At 38.6% G+C, this 16,564-nt stretch carries 15 protein-coding genes; 4 read left to right on the top strand and 11 right to left on the bottom strand.

Annotation, left to right across the window (positions count from 1 at the left end):
* Positions 1–15: 15 nt before the first annotated feature.
* On the bottom strand, positions 16–708 hold the full coding sequence (locus ACJVDH_RS16310) for a porin family protein (protein ID WP_443944468.1): 693 nt from the start codon (positions 706–708) through the stop codon (positions 16–18).
* A 248-nt stretch (positions 709–956) separates the two neighbouring features.
* Positions 957–2,138 carry an asparagine synthetase B gene (locus ACJVDH_RS16305; RefSeq protein WP_443947631.1) on the bottom strand — a complete coding sequence of 394 codons (1,182 nt, stop codon included), beginning with the start codon at positions 2,136–2,138 and terminating at the stop codon, positions 957–959.
* 227 nt (positions 2,139–2,365) lie between these two features.
* Between ACJVDH_RS16305 and ACJVDH_RS16300 the strand changes: the two genes are divergently transcribed.
* Together ACJVDH_RS16300 and ACJVDH_RS16295 are read left to right on the top strand one after the other, a co-directional pair.
* Positions 2,366–2,827 (top strand): peptidylprolyl isomerase, encoded by a 462-nt coding sequence (locus ACJVDH_RS16300; protein ID WP_443944467.1) that lies wholly within the window; start codon positions 2,366–2,368, stop codon positions 2,825–2,827.
* A gap of 35 nt (positions 2,828–2,862) precedes the next feature.
* Entirely contained in the window at positions 2,863–3,438 is a 576-nt protein-coding gene (locus tag ACJVDH_RS16295) for a DUF5606 family protein (protein WP_443944466.1), read from the top strand.
* A 55-nt stretch (positions 3,439–3,493) separates the two neighbouring features.
* On the opposite strand, the gene ACJVDH_RS16290 is transcribed toward ACJVDH_RS16295, so the two are convergent.
* Both ACJVDH_RS16290 and rlmH read right to left on the bottom strand, forming a co-directional pair.
* Positions 3,494–3,619 (bottom strand): hypothetical protein, encoded by a 126-nt coding sequence (locus ACJVDH_RS16290; protein WP_443944465.1) that lies wholly within the window; start codon positions 3,617–3,619, stop codon positions 3,494–3,496.
* 57 nt (positions 3,620–3,676) lie between these two features.
* Complete coding sequence (gene rlmH, locus ACJVDH_RS16285) at positions 3,677–4,150, bottom strand: 23S rRNA (pseudouridine(1915)-N(3))-methyltransferase RlmH (protein WP_443944464.1); 474 nt, start codon at positions 4,148–4,150, stop codon at positions 3,677–3,679.
* Positions 4,151–4,260: 110 nt separating this feature from the next.
* Between rlmH and ACJVDH_RS16280 the strand changes: the two genes are divergently transcribed.
* Positions 4,261–6,075: a MutS-related protein gene (locus tag ACJVDH_RS16280; protein WP_443944463.1), complete on the top strand. Its 1,815-nt coding sequence runs from the start codon at positions 4,261–4,263 to the stop codon at positions 6,073–6,075.
* A gap of 3 nt (positions 6,076–6,078) precedes the next feature.
* Here ACJVDH_RS16280 and ACJVDH_RS16275 read toward each other — a convergent pair whose 3' ends face one another.
* The 4 genes from ACJVDH_RS16275 to ACJVDH_RS16260 all read right to left on the bottom strand — a co-directional run bounded on the left by ACJVDH_RS16275 (position 6,079) and on the right by ACJVDH_RS16260 (position 8,618).
* On the bottom strand, positions 6,079–6,651 hold the full coding sequence (locus tag ACJVDH_RS16275) for a gliding motility-associated C-terminal domain-containing protein (RefSeq protein WP_443944462.1): 573 nt from the start codon (positions 6,649–6,651) through the stop codon (positions 6,079–6,081).
* Positions 6,597–7,925 (bottom strand): immunoglobulin domain-containing protein, encoded by a 1,329-nt coding sequence (locus ACJVDH_RS16270; RefSeq protein WP_443944461.1) that lies wholly within the window; start codon positions 7,923–7,925, stop codon positions 6,597–6,599. The genes ACJVDH_RS16275 and ACJVDH_RS16270 overlap by 55 nt, the downstream gene beginning before the upstream one ends.
* Positions 7,926–8,000: 75 nt before the next feature.
* On the bottom strand, positions 8,001–8,183 hold the full coding sequence (locus tag ACJVDH_RS16265; protein ID WP_443944460.1) for a hypothetical protein: 183 nt from the start codon (positions 8,181–8,183) through the stop codon (positions 8,001–8,003).
* On the bottom strand, positions 8,184–8,618 hold the full coding sequence (locus ACJVDH_RS16260; RefSeq protein WP_443944459.1) for a hypothetical protein: 435 nt from the start codon (positions 8,616–8,618) through the stop codon (positions 8,184–8,186).
* A 97-nt stretch (positions 8,619–8,715) separates the two neighbouring features.
* On the opposite strand from ACJVDH_RS16260, the gene ACJVDH_RS16255 reads away from it, so the two are divergent.
* Positions 8,716–10,053, top strand: coding sequence for a GH1 family beta-glucosidase (locus ACJVDH_RS16255; RefSeq protein ID WP_443944458.1), 1,338 nt, complete (start codon positions 8,716–8,718; stop codon positions 10,051–10,053).
* A 90-nt stretch (positions 10,054–10,143) separates the two neighbouring features.
* Here ACJVDH_RS16255 and ACJVDH_RS16250 read toward each other — a convergent pair whose 3' ends face one another.
* The 3 genes from ACJVDH_RS16250 to ACJVDH_RS16240 form a co-directional block, all read right to left on the bottom strand.
* Complete coding sequence (locus tag ACJVDH_RS16250) at positions 10,144–12,426, bottom strand: aconitate hydratase (RefSeq protein ID WP_443944457.1); 2,283 nt, start codon at positions 12,424–12,426, stop codon at positions 10,144–10,146.
* A 194-nt stretch (positions 12,427–12,620) separates the two neighbouring features.
* On the bottom strand, positions 12,621–15,386 hold the full coding sequence (locus ACJVDH_RS16245) for a bifunctional aconitate hydratase 2/2-methylisocitrate dehydratase (protein ID WP_443944456.1): 2,766 nt from the start codon (positions 15,384–15,386) through the stop codon (positions 12,621–12,623).
* Between the two features lie 527 nt (positions 15,387–15,913).
* Positions 15,914–16,549, bottom strand: coding sequence for a polysaccharide deacetylase family protein (locus ACJVDH_RS16240; RefSeq protein ID WP_443944455.1), 636 nt, complete (start codon positions 16,547–16,549; stop codon positions 15,914–15,916).
* Positions 16,550–16,564: the final 15 nt, after the last annotated feature.

Raw genomic sequence — 16,564 nt, 5'->3', positions numbered from 1 at the left:
TCAGTAATTCGCGGATTAAAATGAATAACCAACCGAGAATCCCCAGATTCTGTTTTTCAATTTATCGTTGCTTCCTCTTGAATCTTTCGGTGCAAGGTTAGACAATCCTAAACCATAATTTGCGCCTACTAAGAAACCTGAGTTTGTGCGATAAGCTAAGCCGAAATTTGCGCCGAAGTCTGTACTTGATAAATCATCTGTATTTGAACTACCAAAATTTAAGTCTTCTTCTCCTGTAGATGTTGCTGTAGTTCCTGGAGTAGTAAATGTACCTTCGTATTTGTTTTTACCCGAAATATTGAAGCCAATATATGGCCCTGCACTAATTTGAACCGCTCCGGCATCACCAGTTGGTATTCTTAAAACAGCATTTACCGGAACTTCGATGGCCATAACATTTTGTTTCATTGTGCCAGTTGTAGTTGTTGAGCCAACTGTGGTTACACTTTCCAGTTTGGCACCTTTATTTTGCAAAGACACACCTGGTTGGATAAAGAAATTATTGCCCACACCAAAATCGCCAAACGCTGTAACATTAAATCCTACATTGCTTTTGTAATCTTGATCGTAAAAACCGCTACCGCTGTAGCTCGACAGGTTTACACCGGCTTTAAGTCCGAATCTAGTACTGGAACCAGACATTGTGTTTTGTGCAAATGCACCAGTTGTTAATAATAATGCGCTTACACCAAATAGTAACTTTTTCATAATATTCTTCTTTTAGTAGAAATCTTGTTTTTAATCAGGTTAACCCTGTGTTAATTATCAAGCTCATTTCCAAAAGCTGTGCCAAAGTATTATTTGTGTTACAGTTTATGCTTGTAAGGTGTTGATATACAAGTTGATTAGGAGTTAATTTTAGTGTTAACTCTTGTTAGGAATGTTAAGATTTTTAACATGCCAAGTTGTATAGATAAGTGGAATTTTCTGGATATTTTAAGAAAAGGTTGCAAAAACTAGGTTTTCTGTGGTTTCTTTTTGGCCGCCGGAAACAATACATTATTTAAAATTAATCTATAACCTGCAGAGTTTGGATGTAAATTAAGATCGGTCGGCGGATCGCCAACTGCATGTTGATAATCTTCCGGGTCATGACCTCCATAAAAAGTAAACTGACCTTTGCCTATCTCACCATGTAAATATCTGACTTCTGCGGCACCTTTATTTTCGCCCAAAACGGTAACACTGGTTTTAACCAGACTTTTCTTAAAAGCAGTTGTTTGCCCCATAAAACCCTTAATTACTTTATCGTGGTTTTGAGTAAGCATAGTTGGCACCAAATCCCATTTGGCAGAAAAATCGAAAAGAGTGAAATAATCGTTGCTTTGATTTAGTGTTCTGGTTTGGGTTGCATCAATATCTGAAAATTCGTAGTTCATAGGATTGTTGTCCAGTTTAAAATTCTGAAAGGCGAGGGTTTTATTAAAATCGAGTTTAGATTGTGCATTCGGATCAGCAGGATCGCCATCAAACATTTGTGCGCAAATATCAACGCCATCGGCAGCGAGGGCAATATCAAAACTGTCTGTTCCAGAGCACATGGCAAAAAGGAAACCTCCGCCAGCGCAATACTCTTTGATGTGTTTGGCAACGGCAAGTTTCATTTCAGATACTTTTTTAAAACCCAAACGTTTTGCCAATGCTTCCTGGTTTTTAACATCTTCCTGGTACCAGGTTGCAAACCTAAATGCCGACCAAAAACGGCCATATTGACCCGTGAAATCTTCATGGTGCAGGTGCAGCCAATCGTACTTACTCAGTTTGTCTTGTACAATATCATCATCGTAAATTACATCGTACGGAATTTCGGCATAAGTTAAGACCAAAGTCACAGCATCATCCCAGGGTAATTTACTTTTAGGCGAATACACCGCAATTTTTGGTGTTTTTTCTAATTTCACCATTTCCATATTTACTGCCGGATCACTGATTTCATTCAGTAGATTAACTACTTTTCCATCCGCTACAACTTCATAAGATACGCCGCGTATTTTACACTCGTCTTCAACAGCTTTATTGTATTTCACCAGAAAGCTTCCGCCCCGGTAATTAAGTAACCAGTCTACCTCTACTTGTTTGGCGATAGTCCAGTATGCAATTCCGTATGCCTTGAGATGATTTTTCTGATCTTCATCCATATATATAAGAATGGAAGATGCTCTGGAAACCAGATTGAGCAGGAGCATGATAATCAGAAGGTAATATCTCTTTGTATACATCTTTGGGCTTAAAGGACTAAAATACTCATTTATCCTGTTTAGAAAAATTAATGGTGTTATAAGTTCTGTAAAATTGCTATTTTTGCCCTCTACCAAAAATAGCATTATGCGTTTGGTACAATTTGTAAACAGTTAATACGATTAAAATGAGTAAAGCAATAATAAAGACCGAAAAAGGTGATATGACCGTAGAGTTCTACGATAATGATGCACCAAAAGCAGTTGCAAACTTTAAAAAATTAGCTAAAGAAGGCTTTTATGATGGTGTGACTTTTCACCGCGTAATTCCTAATTTTATGGTTCAGGGCGGTTGTCCAAACTCTAAAGATCCGGCTAAAGCACATTTGGCAGGTACAGGTGGCCCAGGGTATAAAATCGACTGCGAATTGGATGGTGAAAACCAATTTCACGATCGTGGCGTATTGTCTATGGCTCATGCAGGCCGCAATACTGGCGGATCACAATTTTTCATCTGCCACAGCAGAGCCAATACAGCACATTTAGATCGCCATCATACTTGTTTCGGTAAAGTTATCGAGAATGTTGATCTTGTTGACGATATCCGTCAAGGCGATAAAATTGTGAACATTGAAGTTTTAGAAGATTAATAAAAACGTTATGCGTTTGGCAGATTGCATTTTTAATGCTAAACACCAAACGCGTACCGCAAACCACACTTGATATGAATTTAAGAGGAATTGTTGCTGTTTCTGGTCGCCCTGGTTTATTTAAACTTGTTGGACAGAATAAGGTTGGCTATATTTTAGAAAGCCTTGACGATCAAAAAGCTAAAGTTGTAGCCAATATGACCAACACCAAGTTGGCATCTTTAGAAGATATTACGGTTTATGGCGAAGACGATGAAATTAAACTGATTGATATTTTTACCAAGATATCTGAAAAAGGAAGTACTCCTGATCCAAAAGCGGACGGAAATGCTTTACGTGAGTTTTTCTTTGAAGTTGCACCTGGCCATGATGTAGATAAAGTTTATGGTTCTGATATGAAAAAAATCATTACCTGGTACAACATTATTAAAGATTTGCCTTTGTTTACAGAAGAAGCTCCGGCTGTAGAAACTGCAGAAACAGAAGGAAAAATTGAAGAAAAAGTAGAAAAGAAAGCTAAAGCTGCAGCTAAACCTGCAAATGCTAAAGCCACTACCAAAACTTCGGCTCCGGCTAAAAAAGCAAATATGACCAGTAAAAAAGGCGTCTAAACGTTTTTTTTTAGTAGAAAACACCGGCTTAAACCGGTGTTTTTTTTGCCGGTTATTATCCGAAATACCAAATCAGGCCACCAATAATCAGTGCCACAACTATTCCAATCCACAGATATTTATCGCTTCCGCCCTGGCGGCTTTTGTATTTGTATTCTCTTTTATATTTATCTAATAACATAATTGTCTTTTAATTTAAGGATGATAGCAAAGCGTTAATTCCATATTTTATTTTTGCTTACGCGTGGTGATAAGGTTCTCCTTTTAGAATACTGAAACCACGATACAACTGCTCAACAAAAAAAAGTCTGATCATTTGGTGAGAGAAAGTCATATCAGACAAAGAAATTAAACCATTTGCACGCTTGTAAATCGTCTCGTCAAATCCATAAGGGCCACCAATAATGAAAATTAAGTGTTGTACACTACCAATCATTTGTTTATTCAGATAGTTGGAAAAAGCTACCGAAGTATATTTTTTACCTTTCTCATCCAATAGAATAACAACATCGCCATTGTTAATTTGTTTATGCAGTAGTTCTGCTTCTTTTGTTTTTTGTTGCGCTTCGCTCAGGTTCTTTACATTTTTTACATCAGCTAAAGCCAGGAAAGTAAAATTGATATAGTGCTTTAGTCGGTTGATATACTTATCAATACCTTCAATCAAGTATTTATCTTCAGTTTTCCCAATGGCGATTAAAGTAATCTTCATGTATTATTTCCCTATCTTAGCTTTTTTTCAGTTCAAACTTAGATAAAATGTACAAAAAACGGCTTATCTATTTCTAACATTAATTCATTTACCGTAATATATTGCCCATCATGTTAAATTCTCAGGCGGAAATCATAGCAGATTATAAAAAAAAAATTGCTCAAGCTGGCGATACCATTCGGTTAACAAAACGTGAGATAGATAAATTGTCTTTTGCCAGGATTGGTATGTTTGGTTTAGAAATCTTGTTTTTTGTACTCCTGGTAAGCTCTGCAGACAATGTCTGGCGCAGTTTTATTGAACTTGCGCTTTTGTGTCCTGTGTTGGTGTTTATTTTTATTGTACGCAAACAAAGTAAGCTTGATGAAGTTGTGTCTTTCCAAGAAAAATTGCTTTGGGTTTTTAAAAACGAACTTAATGTTTTACAGGGAAAAGAGAACGGGTACAATAATGGAGAAGATCATGAGCTGGAATGGCATCCATACAGTTCTGATTTGGATATCTTTGGCAAATCTTCGCTATTCAACTTAATTAACAGAAGTACTACAAAAAATGGAGATGATTTGCTGGCACAAAGGTTATCCGTAAAATCTAAAAAAGAGACCATTTTACTTCGCCAGTCTGCAATTGTAGAAATTAGAGAGAAAATACAGGAAACTTTCGCTTTTAGGGCGTATTTGCAAGGCACAGACAATTCAAAAATTGATGCCATAAAAACACAATTGGGTAGCCAACTTGGTGCATGCCTTGAATTTACCCGAAATCGGTTTCTTCGGATTTATGTTGCAATTATGCCTTACGTTTCGTTGCTTTTAATTGTTGCTGCAATTGCAATGGGCGGTATACTATGGCAAGTTCTGACTTTTCTGGCCATTGTAAATATCGGGTTGACTGTTTTCCGTGCGGCAGATGTAAGTAAGGTTTTTTACGGTTTTGGTGGAAACTCGAATTTATTGAATAATTATGCTTCTGCCATTCACTGGACAGAAAACCAGGAATGGAAAGCGGCCTACATCAAATCATTTTTTGATTCGGAAAGGCCGGTAAGTACAGAGATTCGTAACCTGACCAAAATTATCCAGAATTTCGATGCTCGCTTGAATTTTTTAGTTGGTGGCTTACTAAATGCTCTATTGCTTTGGGATTTTCGGTGCAGTATAAACCTGGATAAATGGTATTCTACTGCGTCTAAAAATGTAAGTGCTGCTCTGGATCATCTTGGCGATTTTGAAGAGTTGATCTCTTTCGCAACTTTGTCTTACAACCAACCCGATTGGAATTTTCCAACGATCGAAGATAATTTCACACTAGAAACTGCAGAGATTGGCCATCCTCTAATTCCTGAACATTTACGGATAAATAATGATTATGTTCTTGCCGATGCACCAACGGTTGATATTGTTACCGGTTCTAATATGGCCGGCAAAAGTACCTTTTTAAGAACTTTAGGCATAAATCTGGCATTGGCGTACGCGGGAGCGCCGGTTTGTGCTAAACAGATGAAAACTTCGGTTTTTGCTTTAGTAACTTACATGCGGATTAAAGATTCTTTAAACGAAAGTACATCAACATTTAAAGCAGAATTGAATCGCTTAAAAATGATTCTGGATTTGGTTGTTCGGGATAAAACGACTTTTGTTTTAATTGATGAAATGCTCCGCGGTACAAACAGTCGAGACAAATATCTCGGATCAAAAGTATTTGTAGAGAAATTAATTGCCGAGCGCACGCCGGCACTTTTTGCCACACATGATCTTCAACTGGCAGATTTAAAAGAAAAATATGCAGATACACTCCGTAATTTTCATTTCGATATTCAACTGATTGACCGCGAAATGAAATTTGATTATAAACTGAAACACGGTCCTTGTGCCACATTTAATGCGGCCATTCTGCTTGAGCAAATTGGCCTCAAACTAGATTAATTTTTATCTGATTAAGGTTATAGAACCGCTATATTTTATTGCTTCGTTATCTAGGTTTACCGCGTTTATTACGTAATAATAAACACCAACATGGACATCGGTATTTTTATGTGTTCCTTTCCAGTTTTGGTAAATGTCATTGCTGGCAAAGAGTTCCGTTCCATATCTGTTGTAAATAGAAATGCGGTATTTCTTCAAATTGGTAATCCCCACAACAAGTTCATCGTTTACACCGTCTCCGTTTGGCGAAAATGCATTTAAGGTAAATACGGCAGCGTCATCTTTAATTAACAGATCGCCAATTACAACAGAATTAAAGCAGCCGTTATTGGAAAAGGCGGTGAGTTTTATTTTAAAAATTCCATTTTGTGTGTAAATATGTCTGGGATGAATTTCTGATGATGTTTGTCCGTCGCCAAAATCCCATTCATAAAAGTCTGCATTGGCAGAAGAGTTGATGAAATTTATTGGCGCGGGCACAGCAAATTTCATGTTAAATGAAGGATCGGTTTTAAAACTGGCTACGGGTATCTTCGCATTGGCTGAATGGTAATTGTAGCCGGATCTGTTACGCAACTTCCCGAAGTTAAAATTACTGTATACAAGCCAGCCTGAGTTTGGCTGAGAACTGGTATTTCTACGCTGCTGGTTGTTGCCGTAAAATTGTTAGGTCCGGTCCAGGCATAAGTCACTCCGGCCAATTCTGGTACAGACATTTTAATCACATCTTTAAGGCAAAATAAGGGTTGGTTAATTTGTATGGTTGGCTGATCGGCTTTCACTTCAACCAGCAAATTTTGCGTCATTGTAGATGTACAGCCATTTTTGCTTTCTACTGTTAAGGTGATGGTTTTTAATCCAGGGTTATTAAAAGAGATAAGTTGACCGTCATTAGCAAGGTTGGAATGGCTTGCTACCGTTGGGCCAAAATCCCAGCTAATTTTAGAATAGTTGGTAGATGCATTTTCAAAAGAAAAGCTTTGGTTGCTTTCGCATTTGTTGTTTACAACGATCGAAAAACTGGCATTCGGTTTTAAATCAACAGAAAGCACTTCGAAGGTATTTATTTCACTTACACATGTGCCAACCTGCACAAATAAACTATACACGCCAATATTTTCATTTCCTGTAATAGAAAATGATGGGTTTCGCTCATTAGAACTGAAACCATTTGGCCCCGTCCAATGGTAAGTGGCATAGTCTAACGGTGGTGTTTCCAAAAGAAAAACATCGCCTTGGCAAAGATTACTTTCTGAAGCAGAAATATTTGGTTTAGCCGGCGTATTTCCAACCATAAACGTTTGTGTTGTAATTACTTTACAGCCGTTAGATGCGGTAGCTTCTAAAACTATCACTTTTTCTCCGGGCGAGCTGTATGTAACGGTGAACGGGCCTTCTGTTGTAGCCGAACTTAAACTGGCATTTTCGCCAAAACTCCATTTCAGATCTGCATAATTTTTTGCTTCGGTTTTAAATATATAAGCCTGAGCATCTGTGCAAGGATTTAGCTTTTCGACCAGAATTTCAGCGCTCGGACCTGCAAATTCCGCACTTCCGCCAAATTCTATTGTGAAAGCGTTATTGCCGCTAGAGAAATTATCGATCAATAACGCATATATGTGGCCTTCAATTAAATCTACATATTTAACAAAACCATTTTGACCAAAAGGACAGCCAGAAGATTCTGTCAATTCGGTTTCCGTGAGGCTTAAACCGGTTTTGTAATAGGAGGGAGAACAGGTTACACCGCTATCGGCAGCACATCTAATGGCATTCGTCGCATTTATCATATTGCAATCGCCATTTATGCCCAAATCGTAGAAAATCCAGTCAATATCATTTGTGGTCACCGCGGGTGTGATGGTAAATGTAAAATCTCTGGATTTGGATGCGGTAAATTTATACCAGGCCGAGTTTGATTCTGTTCAGAGGCAAGTGCCGGCAGATTCCTGATTGTTCAGTCCGGTTCCCGTCACATTAGATTGTGTGAAGGTTTCTTTTGAGCATAAAATTGATGCTGTAGAGCAATCTTGGCCAGCGCGTATCGGCGGAAAATAATTATCTACACAGACTTTGAAAGTACCCGTCGCATCATTTGCAGCACTCACTCAGATTAAATATACCTGGCCAATAACAAGTGCACCTTTGTATAAAGATGTCACATTATTTGATCTGAAACTGGTGCCAACCATTTCTCCGAGTGTGTTGTTTGTAGTTTCAAAGGAATATAAAGCTACTAACGGGTTAATTAATGTATTTGTGGTTGATGCATTTACCAAACCGGCCACAGAAATATTTACATCGTATTTAGTTGCGGTAAATTTAAACCAAACATCTTTCCCAATCGAAGGCCATTGCCTGGGTATTGTTATACTACTGGACGTTGCTTCAAGGTTATTAAATGCGGCATCTGCGCTGCAAAAAGCGGAAATATTGGTTATAGTTGTGGCGTTTTGAAGTTCATCGTTTAAGGGAGCGGCAGCCTTAGCTGTGCCAGAATAGAAAAAGGCAGCTAAAACAAAAGAGATTAAGAATGAGCGCATGCTATAAAACTATTAAAAATCTCTGTTTTTACGATAATTAAGACAATTAATGATTTGTTAATATTAAACTTGCATCTTAAATGCATGCAAGTTAACTATGATTAAAGCAAGCGATTTCGGACCAGATTTTTTATGGGGAGTAGCGGTTGCCGCCGCTCAGGTAGAAGGTACAGCCGATCAGTATGGGAAAGGTCCATCCATTTGGGATACCTTCTCGGCCAGAAGTGGAAAGATCAAAAAAGGCCATAAACCGCAAGTTGCTTGCGATTTTTACCATCGTTATGCGGAAGATATCGCATTGGTCAAAATTTTAGGTTTTAAGGTGTTCCGTTTTTCTATTGCGTGGACACGTATTTTGCCCACAGGAACTGGCGAAATTAATCAAGAAGGGATTCGTTTTTACCACAATGTAATTGATGAGTGCCTCGAAAATGATATTATACCTTACGTTACGCTTTACCATTGGGATTTGCCACAAGCGCTGGAAGACGAAGGCGGATGGACGAGTTTTGGCATCAATGCTGCCTTTAATACTTTTGTAAGCATCTGCGCGCTAGAATATGGCGATAAGGTAAAAAACTGGATTATCTTAAACGAGCCCTTCGGCTATACTTCACTTGGTTACATGCTTGGCGTTCATGCGCCAGGCCGCACCGGCACCGGAAATTTCTTTTCTGCAGCCTTACATACCGCAATTGCACAGGCTGAAGGCGGCAAAATTATCCGTGCTGAAGTGAATCGTGCACATATTGGCACAACGTATTCCTGTTCAGAAATATTGCCTTTTACGCAGAGCGATAATGATGTTATGGTTGCCAAAAGGGTAGACACATTGGTGAACCGTTTTTTTGTTGAACCTGCACTTGGAATGGGATTCCCGACAGGTGATTGGGATTTGCTCGACAAATTTCAAATGGAATACGGCACCTGGCGCCAGAATGAACGCATGAAATTTGATTTTGATTATATCGGCTTGCAGAATTATTTTCCGATTACGGTTAAATACAATCCTTTTATTCCAATTCTTCAGGTTTGGGAAGTAAAGGCTAAAAGCAAAAGAAAACCGCATACAGCAATGGGCTGGGAGATTAATCCAGATAGTTTTTACAATATCATCAAACAGTTTGCATCGTATCCATCGGTAAAAAATATTATGATTACTGAAAATGGTGCAGCTTATCATGATAAACTTGTAGAGCAAAATGTTGAGGATCCGGAAAGAATAGCATACTTTCAGCTCTATTTGCAAGCTTTACTTAAAGCTAAACAAGATGGAATAAACGTTACTGGTTATTTGGCGTGGACATTAATGGATAATTTTGAATGGGCTGAAGGTTTTAATGCCCGTTTTGGTTTAGTTCATAATGATTTTAAAACACAGAAACGTACAATAAAGAGTTCTGGCTATTGGTGGCAAGAATTTTTGAATAGATAGATGTTATTTTATTCTTTAAAATAAAATCCCGTTTTGAGTATAATCAAAACGGGATTTATTGTATTTCGGATTGCCGATTTCTGCTTCTTTTTAAGAATTTTCTGCTTTTGCAGCAGCTTCAGCTCTGATAATGTTTAACGCGCCACCAGCTTTGAACCAATCAATTTGTTGTGCATTATAGCTGTGGTTTACCGGGAAAGATTCTTCAGTGCCATCTGCATGGTGCAATACCAATGTTAATGGTTTATCCGGTGCAAATTCTGTCAAACCTAAAATATCGATGGTGTCATCTTCCAAAATTTTGTCGTAATCGTCTTTGTTTGCAAAGGTCAATCCCAACATACCTTGTTTTTTCAGATTCGTTTCGTGAATACGGGCAAACGATTTTACTAAAACCGCACGAACACCCAAATGACGAGGTTCCATTGCAGCATGCTCGCGGGAAGAACCTTCACCGTAATTTTCATCACCAACTACAATAGAACCAATTCCTGCCGCTTTGTAATCGCGTTGTGTTGCCGGAACCGGGCCATATTCGCCTGTTAATTCATTTTTAACGTTGTCGGTTTTCTCGTTAAAATAGTTTACAGCACCAATTAACATGTTATTGGAAATATTATCCAGGTGACCACGGAACTTCAACCACGGGCCCGCCATAGAAATATGATCGGTTGTACATTTGCCTTTTGCTTTGATCAAAAGTTTTAAACCTTTTAAATCTGTTCCTTCCCAAGGGGCAAACGGATCTAATAATTGTAAACGGTGAGAAGTTGGAGAAACCAAAACTTCTACTTTTGAGCCATCTTCTGCCGGAGCTTGAAAGCCAGCATCTTCTACGGCAAATCCTTTTGTTGGAAGTTCTTCTCCTGTTGGTGGATCTAATTTAACTTCTTCGCCATTTGCATTGGTTAAAGTATCGGTCAAAGGATTAAAAGCAAGATTGCCAGAAATAGCAATTGCTGCAACCATTTCTGGCGAAGCTACAAAGGCAAAAGTATTTGGATTGCCATCTGCACGTTTTGCAAAATTTCTGTTAAAAGAGTGAACGATCGTGTTTTTTTCTGCTTTTTCTGCACCTACACGATCCCACATTCCAATACAAGGCCCACAGGCATTCGTAAAGATTGTGGCATTTAAGTCTTCAAAGGTCTTTAGGAAACCGTCACGGTTTGCCGTATACCGAACCTGTTCAGATCCTGGATTGATCCCGAAATCTGCGTTGGTTTTTAAACCTTTTGCAATTGCCTGGTTTGCAATGGATGCTGCTCTTGATAAATCTTCATATGACGAGTTTGTACAAGAACCGATTAATCCCCATTCTACTTTTAATGGCCACCCATTTTTCTCTGCCTCAGTTTTCATTTGAGAAACTGGCGTCGCTAAATCTGGTGTAAATGGACCATTTAGATAAGGTTCTAACTCATCCAGGTTAATTTCAATTACCTGATCAAAATATTGCTCTGGATTTGCATAAACCTCAGCATCCCCGGTTAAATATTCTTTTATCTTGTTGGCTTCATCTGCAACTTCATTACGGTTTGTGGCACGTAAATAGCGTTCCATACTTTCGTCGTAACCGAAGGTAGATGTGGTTGCACCAATTTCTGCGCCCATATTGCAAATGGTTCCTTTACCTGTACAACTCATTGATGTAGCTCCATCGCCAAAATATTCAACAATAGAACCGGTTCCACCTTTTACAGTTAGAATACCAGCAACTTTAAGAATTACGTCTTTTGCTGCAGTCCAGCCATTTAGTTTTCCAGTTAACTTAACTCCGATTAATTTAGGAAATTTGAGTTCCCAAGGCAATCCGGCCATTACATCGCAGGCATCTGCACCACCAACACCAATGGCAACCATACCCAAACCACCAGCATTTACGGTATGCGAATCGGTTCCGATCATCATCCCGCCCGGAAAAGCATAGTTTTCTAAAACCACTTGGTGGATAATACCCGCTCCTGGATTCCAGAAACCGATTCCGTATTTGTTGGAAACCGATGATAAGAAGTCAAAAACTTCGGCACTTTCTGTTTTCGCATGCGGAAGATCTATTGCAGCACCTTCTTTGGCAGTGATTAAGTGATCGCAGTGTACCGTAGATGGCACAGCCACTTTAGGGCGGCCAGCTTGCATAAATTGCAATAAAGCCATTTGTGCGGTTGCATCTTGCATTGCCACTCTGTCTGGAGCAAAATCTACATAATCTGTTCCGCGAGAGAAGGTTTTTTTAGGGTCTCCATCCCAAAGGTGAGCGTATAATATTTTTTCTGATAATGTTAAAGGTCTGCCAACAATTTTACGGGCTGCTTCTACGCGTACCGGAAAATTTGAATAAACCTTTTTAATCATGTCTATATCGAAAGCCATACTCTATTTTTTTTTATTTATTGTAAATAAACGATACTAACTAAATTAAACAATTTTTGACATACTTGTTTTTGAGATTTGTCAAATTATGTTATTTAAAACCATTCTATGCAGCTTTTGCATAAATAAAAAGGCTACCTGATGTATCAGATAGCCTGGTAATATTGTTAACAAATTATGCGCCTAATTGTTTCTTATTGTTTCATAGATATAGGCGTAAACTTTGTAAGGTTAATGCCTTCTACAGCTACTTTGTACTCTTCTATATTTGGAATACGACCGAGAATTGCGGAAAGAACTACCACTGGTGTAGAGGCCAATAAGGACTCACCTTTTTTGCCATCTCTATCTTCTACCACACGACCTTGGAACAAACGTGTAGACGTGGCCATTACAGTATCGCCTTTGGCTGCTTTCTCTTGGTTACCCATGCATAGATTGCAACCTGGGCGTTCCAGGTACATAATATTTTCATACTCGGTACGGGCAGTGCTTTTAGGAAGTGCATCACTAAATTCAAAACCAGAGTATTTTTGCAAATATTCCCAATCGCCTTCTGCTTTCAATTCGTCAATAATGTTATAGGTAGGTGCAGCAACTACCAATGGAGCCTTGAAAGATACCGTACCGGTTTTCTGTTCTACGTTTTTCAGCATTTGAGAAACGATTTTCAAGTCATCTTTGTGTACCATACATGAACCCACAAAACCAAGATCTACTTTTTTATCCCCACCGTAATACGTTAAATCCCGTATCGTATCGTGCGTATATCGTTTAGAAACGTCTGCATTGTTTACATCCGGATCGGCAATCATCGGTTCTTCAATCAGATCCAAATCAATCACTACTTCCGCATAATATTTAGCATTGTCATCTGGCATCAAAGCGGGTTTAATACCCGTTTTAACTTCTTCGATACGTTTGTTTGCTTTATTGATCAATCCTTGTAAAACCTGGTTATGGTTATCCATACCCTTGTCTATCATAATTTGAATGCGATTTTTAGCAATTTCTAAAGATTTGATCAGCGTATCGTCTTGAGAAATACAGATAGAAGCTTTTGCTTTCATTTCTGCAGTCCAATCGGTAAAAGTAAATGCCTGATCTGCTAATAAAGTGCCGATATGCACTTCGATGATGCGGCCTTGAAATACGTTTTCGCCATCAAATTGTTGCAACATTTGCAATTGCGTAGCATGAACCACATCACGGAAATCCATGTGTGCTTTCATTTCGCCTTTGAAGGTAACTTTTACGGATTCTGGAATTGGCATAGAAGCCTCGCCAGTTGCAAGTGCTAAAGCTACAGTACCAGAATCAGCTCCGAATGCAACACCTTTAGACATACGTGTGTGCGAATCGCCACCGATGATGATTGCCCATTCATCAATCGTGATGTCATTCAGTACTTTATGAATAACATCTGTCATTGAATGGTATTCGCCTTTGGGGTCACGTGCTGTGATCACACCAAAGTCGTTCATAAATTTCATCAATTTCGGGATGTTTGCCTGTGCTTTTTTATCCCAAACAGATGCGGTGTGGCAACCAGATTGATATGCGCCATCAACAATGGGAGAAATTACGGTAGCCGCCATTGCCTCTAGTTCCTGCGCTGTCATTAAACCAGTAGTATCCTGAGAACCTACAATGTTAACTTCAACACGAACATCAGAACCTGCATGTAAAACTTTTCCTTGTGTTAAACCAACAGCATTTCTGTTAAATATTTTTTCTACTGCAGTTAAACCTTGTCCGTCAATAGATACTTCTTTTGCTGGTGCAAATACTGTTGGTGCTTCAATACCTAAAGTTTTTGCTGCAAAAGTTTGCATTTTTTTACCAAAAACGACTGCATAAGATCCGCCGGCTTTGATAAATTCCATTTTTTGAGGTGTCAGAGCTTTTGAAATATCAATCAGCTCCTGATCGCCATTATATAATTTTTTACTTTTTGTATTTATGGTAAGCACTGTTCCTGTTTGAACAGAATAAACTTCTTCTAAAACTGGTTCGTTATTTTCATTACGAATAACGTTGCCGTTTTCATCTGTTTTCTTTACCCAGTTTTTAAGATCGACACCAATTCCGCCAGTCACATCAACCGTAGTCAAGAAAATTGGAGAGATGCCATTTGTTCCGCCAACAATAGGTGCGATATTTACAAAAGGAACATACGGACTAGAGCGTTTGCCTGTCCAAAGTGCAACATTATTTACACCAGACATACGTGAAGAACCTACACCCATTGTGCCTTTTTCGGCGACAAGCATAACACTTTTATCAGGATGTTGAGCTTGCAACGCCCTGATTTCTTCCTGAGCTTCAGGAGTGATCATACATTTACCATGCAATTCACGATCTGAACGCGAGTGTGCCTGGTTGCCTGGTGAAAGTAAATCTGTAGAAATATCACCAATACCCGCAATAAAAGTAACCACTTTGATCTCTTCTGCAACATCAGGTAATTCTGTGAAAAACTCTGCCTTAGCGTAGCTTTCCAATATTTGTTTGGCAATTTCATTGCCATTGTGGTACGCATCTTTTAAACGATCTGTATCGGCATCGTACAAGAAAACTTGTGTTTTAAGTACATCTGCAGCTTTGTTGGCTTTATCGCCATTATCAGCTAAAGCGATATCCAGCAATACTTTAATAGACGGTCCACCTTTCATATGGGAAAGCAATTCGAAAGCAAAATCAGGTGTGATTTCCGCAACAATGGTTTCGCCTGAGATGATTTCTTTTAAAAATTCCGCTTTTACACCAGCTGCGCCTGTAGTACCGGGCAAAGTGTTGTATATGAAAAAATTAATAGCCTCTTCTCTGTTAAAATTATTTGGATTTTTGATTTGAGTAATGATTTCACTCAATAAGTCTGCGCCATCAATAGGTTTAGGATGAAGACCTTGGGTTTTCCTTTCTTCAATCTCCTGGATATAATCGTTGTAAATACTCATCTTAGATTTGTTATTCTTTGGTTATACTCGCATACGACAAACTATGTGCGTGCCCGTTACCATAGAATACTGTTTTTTGTATATTAATTTGTGTTCATTGAACCAACAAAGCTCAATTTTTTGGTTGAAACAAAAATAGCAAAAAACAACCCTCAAATGCAATTTGGGCAGGCGATTAAGTAATTTGGAATAGTTCTAAACTACGCAAAATCACTATGATTTTATAGTCATCCAAACCATCGAAATTTTAGCGCGAATATCTCGTGATTTAAGTAGGTGAGGTTTACCTGTATCGAAAAAGCCAATTTTTTTAGGAGGGATAAGTATTGAGGAACCTTGCGATTAAATAATGGATAATTTATTCAGCAAACATATGTACGTGCAAAAATCAGCAGCGTATTTGATAACGTTCATTATTGAACAGTAGTGTTCGGTTTTGAACGGATGAACTGGATGACCTACGGCTTTTAGGTCATTTTCTTGCGAATAACAACAGTTGACTACATTGGCATAACAATCGCTAATCGCTACAAAGCAGAAAAAGAGAAACCTTTTTCCGAAAAATACTGCAGGACGCGGGGTAAGGCATATTGCAATCGGTCAAAAGCTTTTAAACTGTCGTGAAAGACAATGATAGAGCCATTTTCCGTGTGTCTGATTACGTTCTGGTAACACTTTTCGGGAGCGAGGCTGGTGTCAAAATCACCACTTAAAACGTCCCACATGACGATCTCCAGTTGAGTAGCAGGAGAAGGGAATTTTATGGTTGATTTAAGCAAGCTTGCCTGGCTCTTTTTTATTCTGCCGTATGGAGGCCTGAACAAATTGGATAAAGTGAGCTCCTGGCATTTTAGCGTGTTTTGAACATAAGTCTCGTTGTCGGTTTTCCATCCTTTTAGGTGATTAAAGGTGTGGTTTCCAATACGATGACCGTTATTCTTCACCCTTTCAAAAACATCTGGATGTTTTTGAATATTATCGCCTATGCAGAAAAAAGTTGCCTGTGCATTGAAAGCTTTTAAAGTTTTTAAAACAAAATCTGTAACATTGGGTATAGGTCCATCGTCAAAGGTCAGATAAATGACTTTTTCGGTACGGGATTTATTCCATAATAAAGATGGATAATACCATTTAAGCAGCAAGGGCGATTTGATCAGGTACATTGTTCCCAAAGGTAA

The sequence above is a fragment of the Pedobacter terrestris genome, from assembly GCF_052343045.1.
Taxonomy (GTDB): Bacteria; Bacteroidota; Bacteroidia; order Sphingobacteriales; family Sphingobacteriaceae; genus Pedobacter.
The sequence above is the reverse complement of the archived record's forward strand: the minus strand, read 5'-3'. Positions and strand labels throughout refer to the sequence as shown.

Excerpts from the sequence above, each read along its gene's own strand:
- ACJVDH_RS16310 (WP_443944468.1), bottom strand. The coding sequence starts at position 708 with ATGAAAAAGTTACTATTTGGTGTAAGCGCATTATTATTAACAACTGGT.
- ACJVDH_RS16305 (WP_443947631.1), bottom strand. The coding sequence starts at position 2,138 with ATGGATGAAGATCAGAAAAATCATCTCAAGGCATACGGAATTGCATAC.
- ACJVDH_RS16300 (WP_443944467.1), top strand. The coding sequence starts at position 2,366 with ATGAGTAAAGCAATAATAAAGACCGAAAAAGGTGATATGACCGTAGAG.
- ACJVDH_RS16295 (WP_443944466.1), top strand. The coding sequence starts at position 2,863 with ATGCTAAACACCAAACGCGTACCGCAAACCACACTTGATATGAATTTA.
- ACJVDH_RS16290 (WP_443944465.1), bottom strand. The coding sequence starts at position 3,619 with ATGTTATTAGATAAATATAAAAGAGAATACAAATACAAAAGCCGCCAG.
- rlmH (WP_443944464.1), bottom strand. The coding sequence starts at position 4,150 with ATGAAGATTACTTTAATCGCCATTGGGAAAACTGAAGATAAATACTTG.
- ACJVDH_RS16280 (WP_443944463.1), top strand. The coding sequence starts at position 4,261 with ATGTTAAATTCTCAGGCGGAAATCATAGCAGATTATAAAAAAAAAATT.
- ACJVDH_RS16260 (WP_443944459.1), bottom strand. The coding sequence starts at position 8,618 with ATGCGCTCATTCTTAATCTCTTTTGTTTTAGCTGCCTTTTTCTATTCT.
- ACJVDH_RS16255 (WP_443944458.1), top strand. The coding sequence starts at position 8,716 with ATGATTAAAGCAAGCGATTTCGGACCAGATTTTTTATGGGGAGTAGCG.
- ACJVDH_RS16250 (WP_443944457.1), bottom strand. The coding sequence starts at position 12,426 with ATGGCTTTCGATATAGACATGATTAAAAAGGTTTATTCAAATTTTCCG.
- ACJVDH_RS16245 (WP_443944456.1), bottom strand. The coding sequence starts at position 15,386 with ATGAGTATTTACAACGATTATATCCAGGAGATTGAAGAAAGGAAAACC.
- ACJVDH_RS16240 (WP_443944455.1), bottom strand. The coding sequence starts at position 16,549 with ATGTACCTGATCAAATCGCCCTTGCTGCTTAAATGGTATTATCCATCT.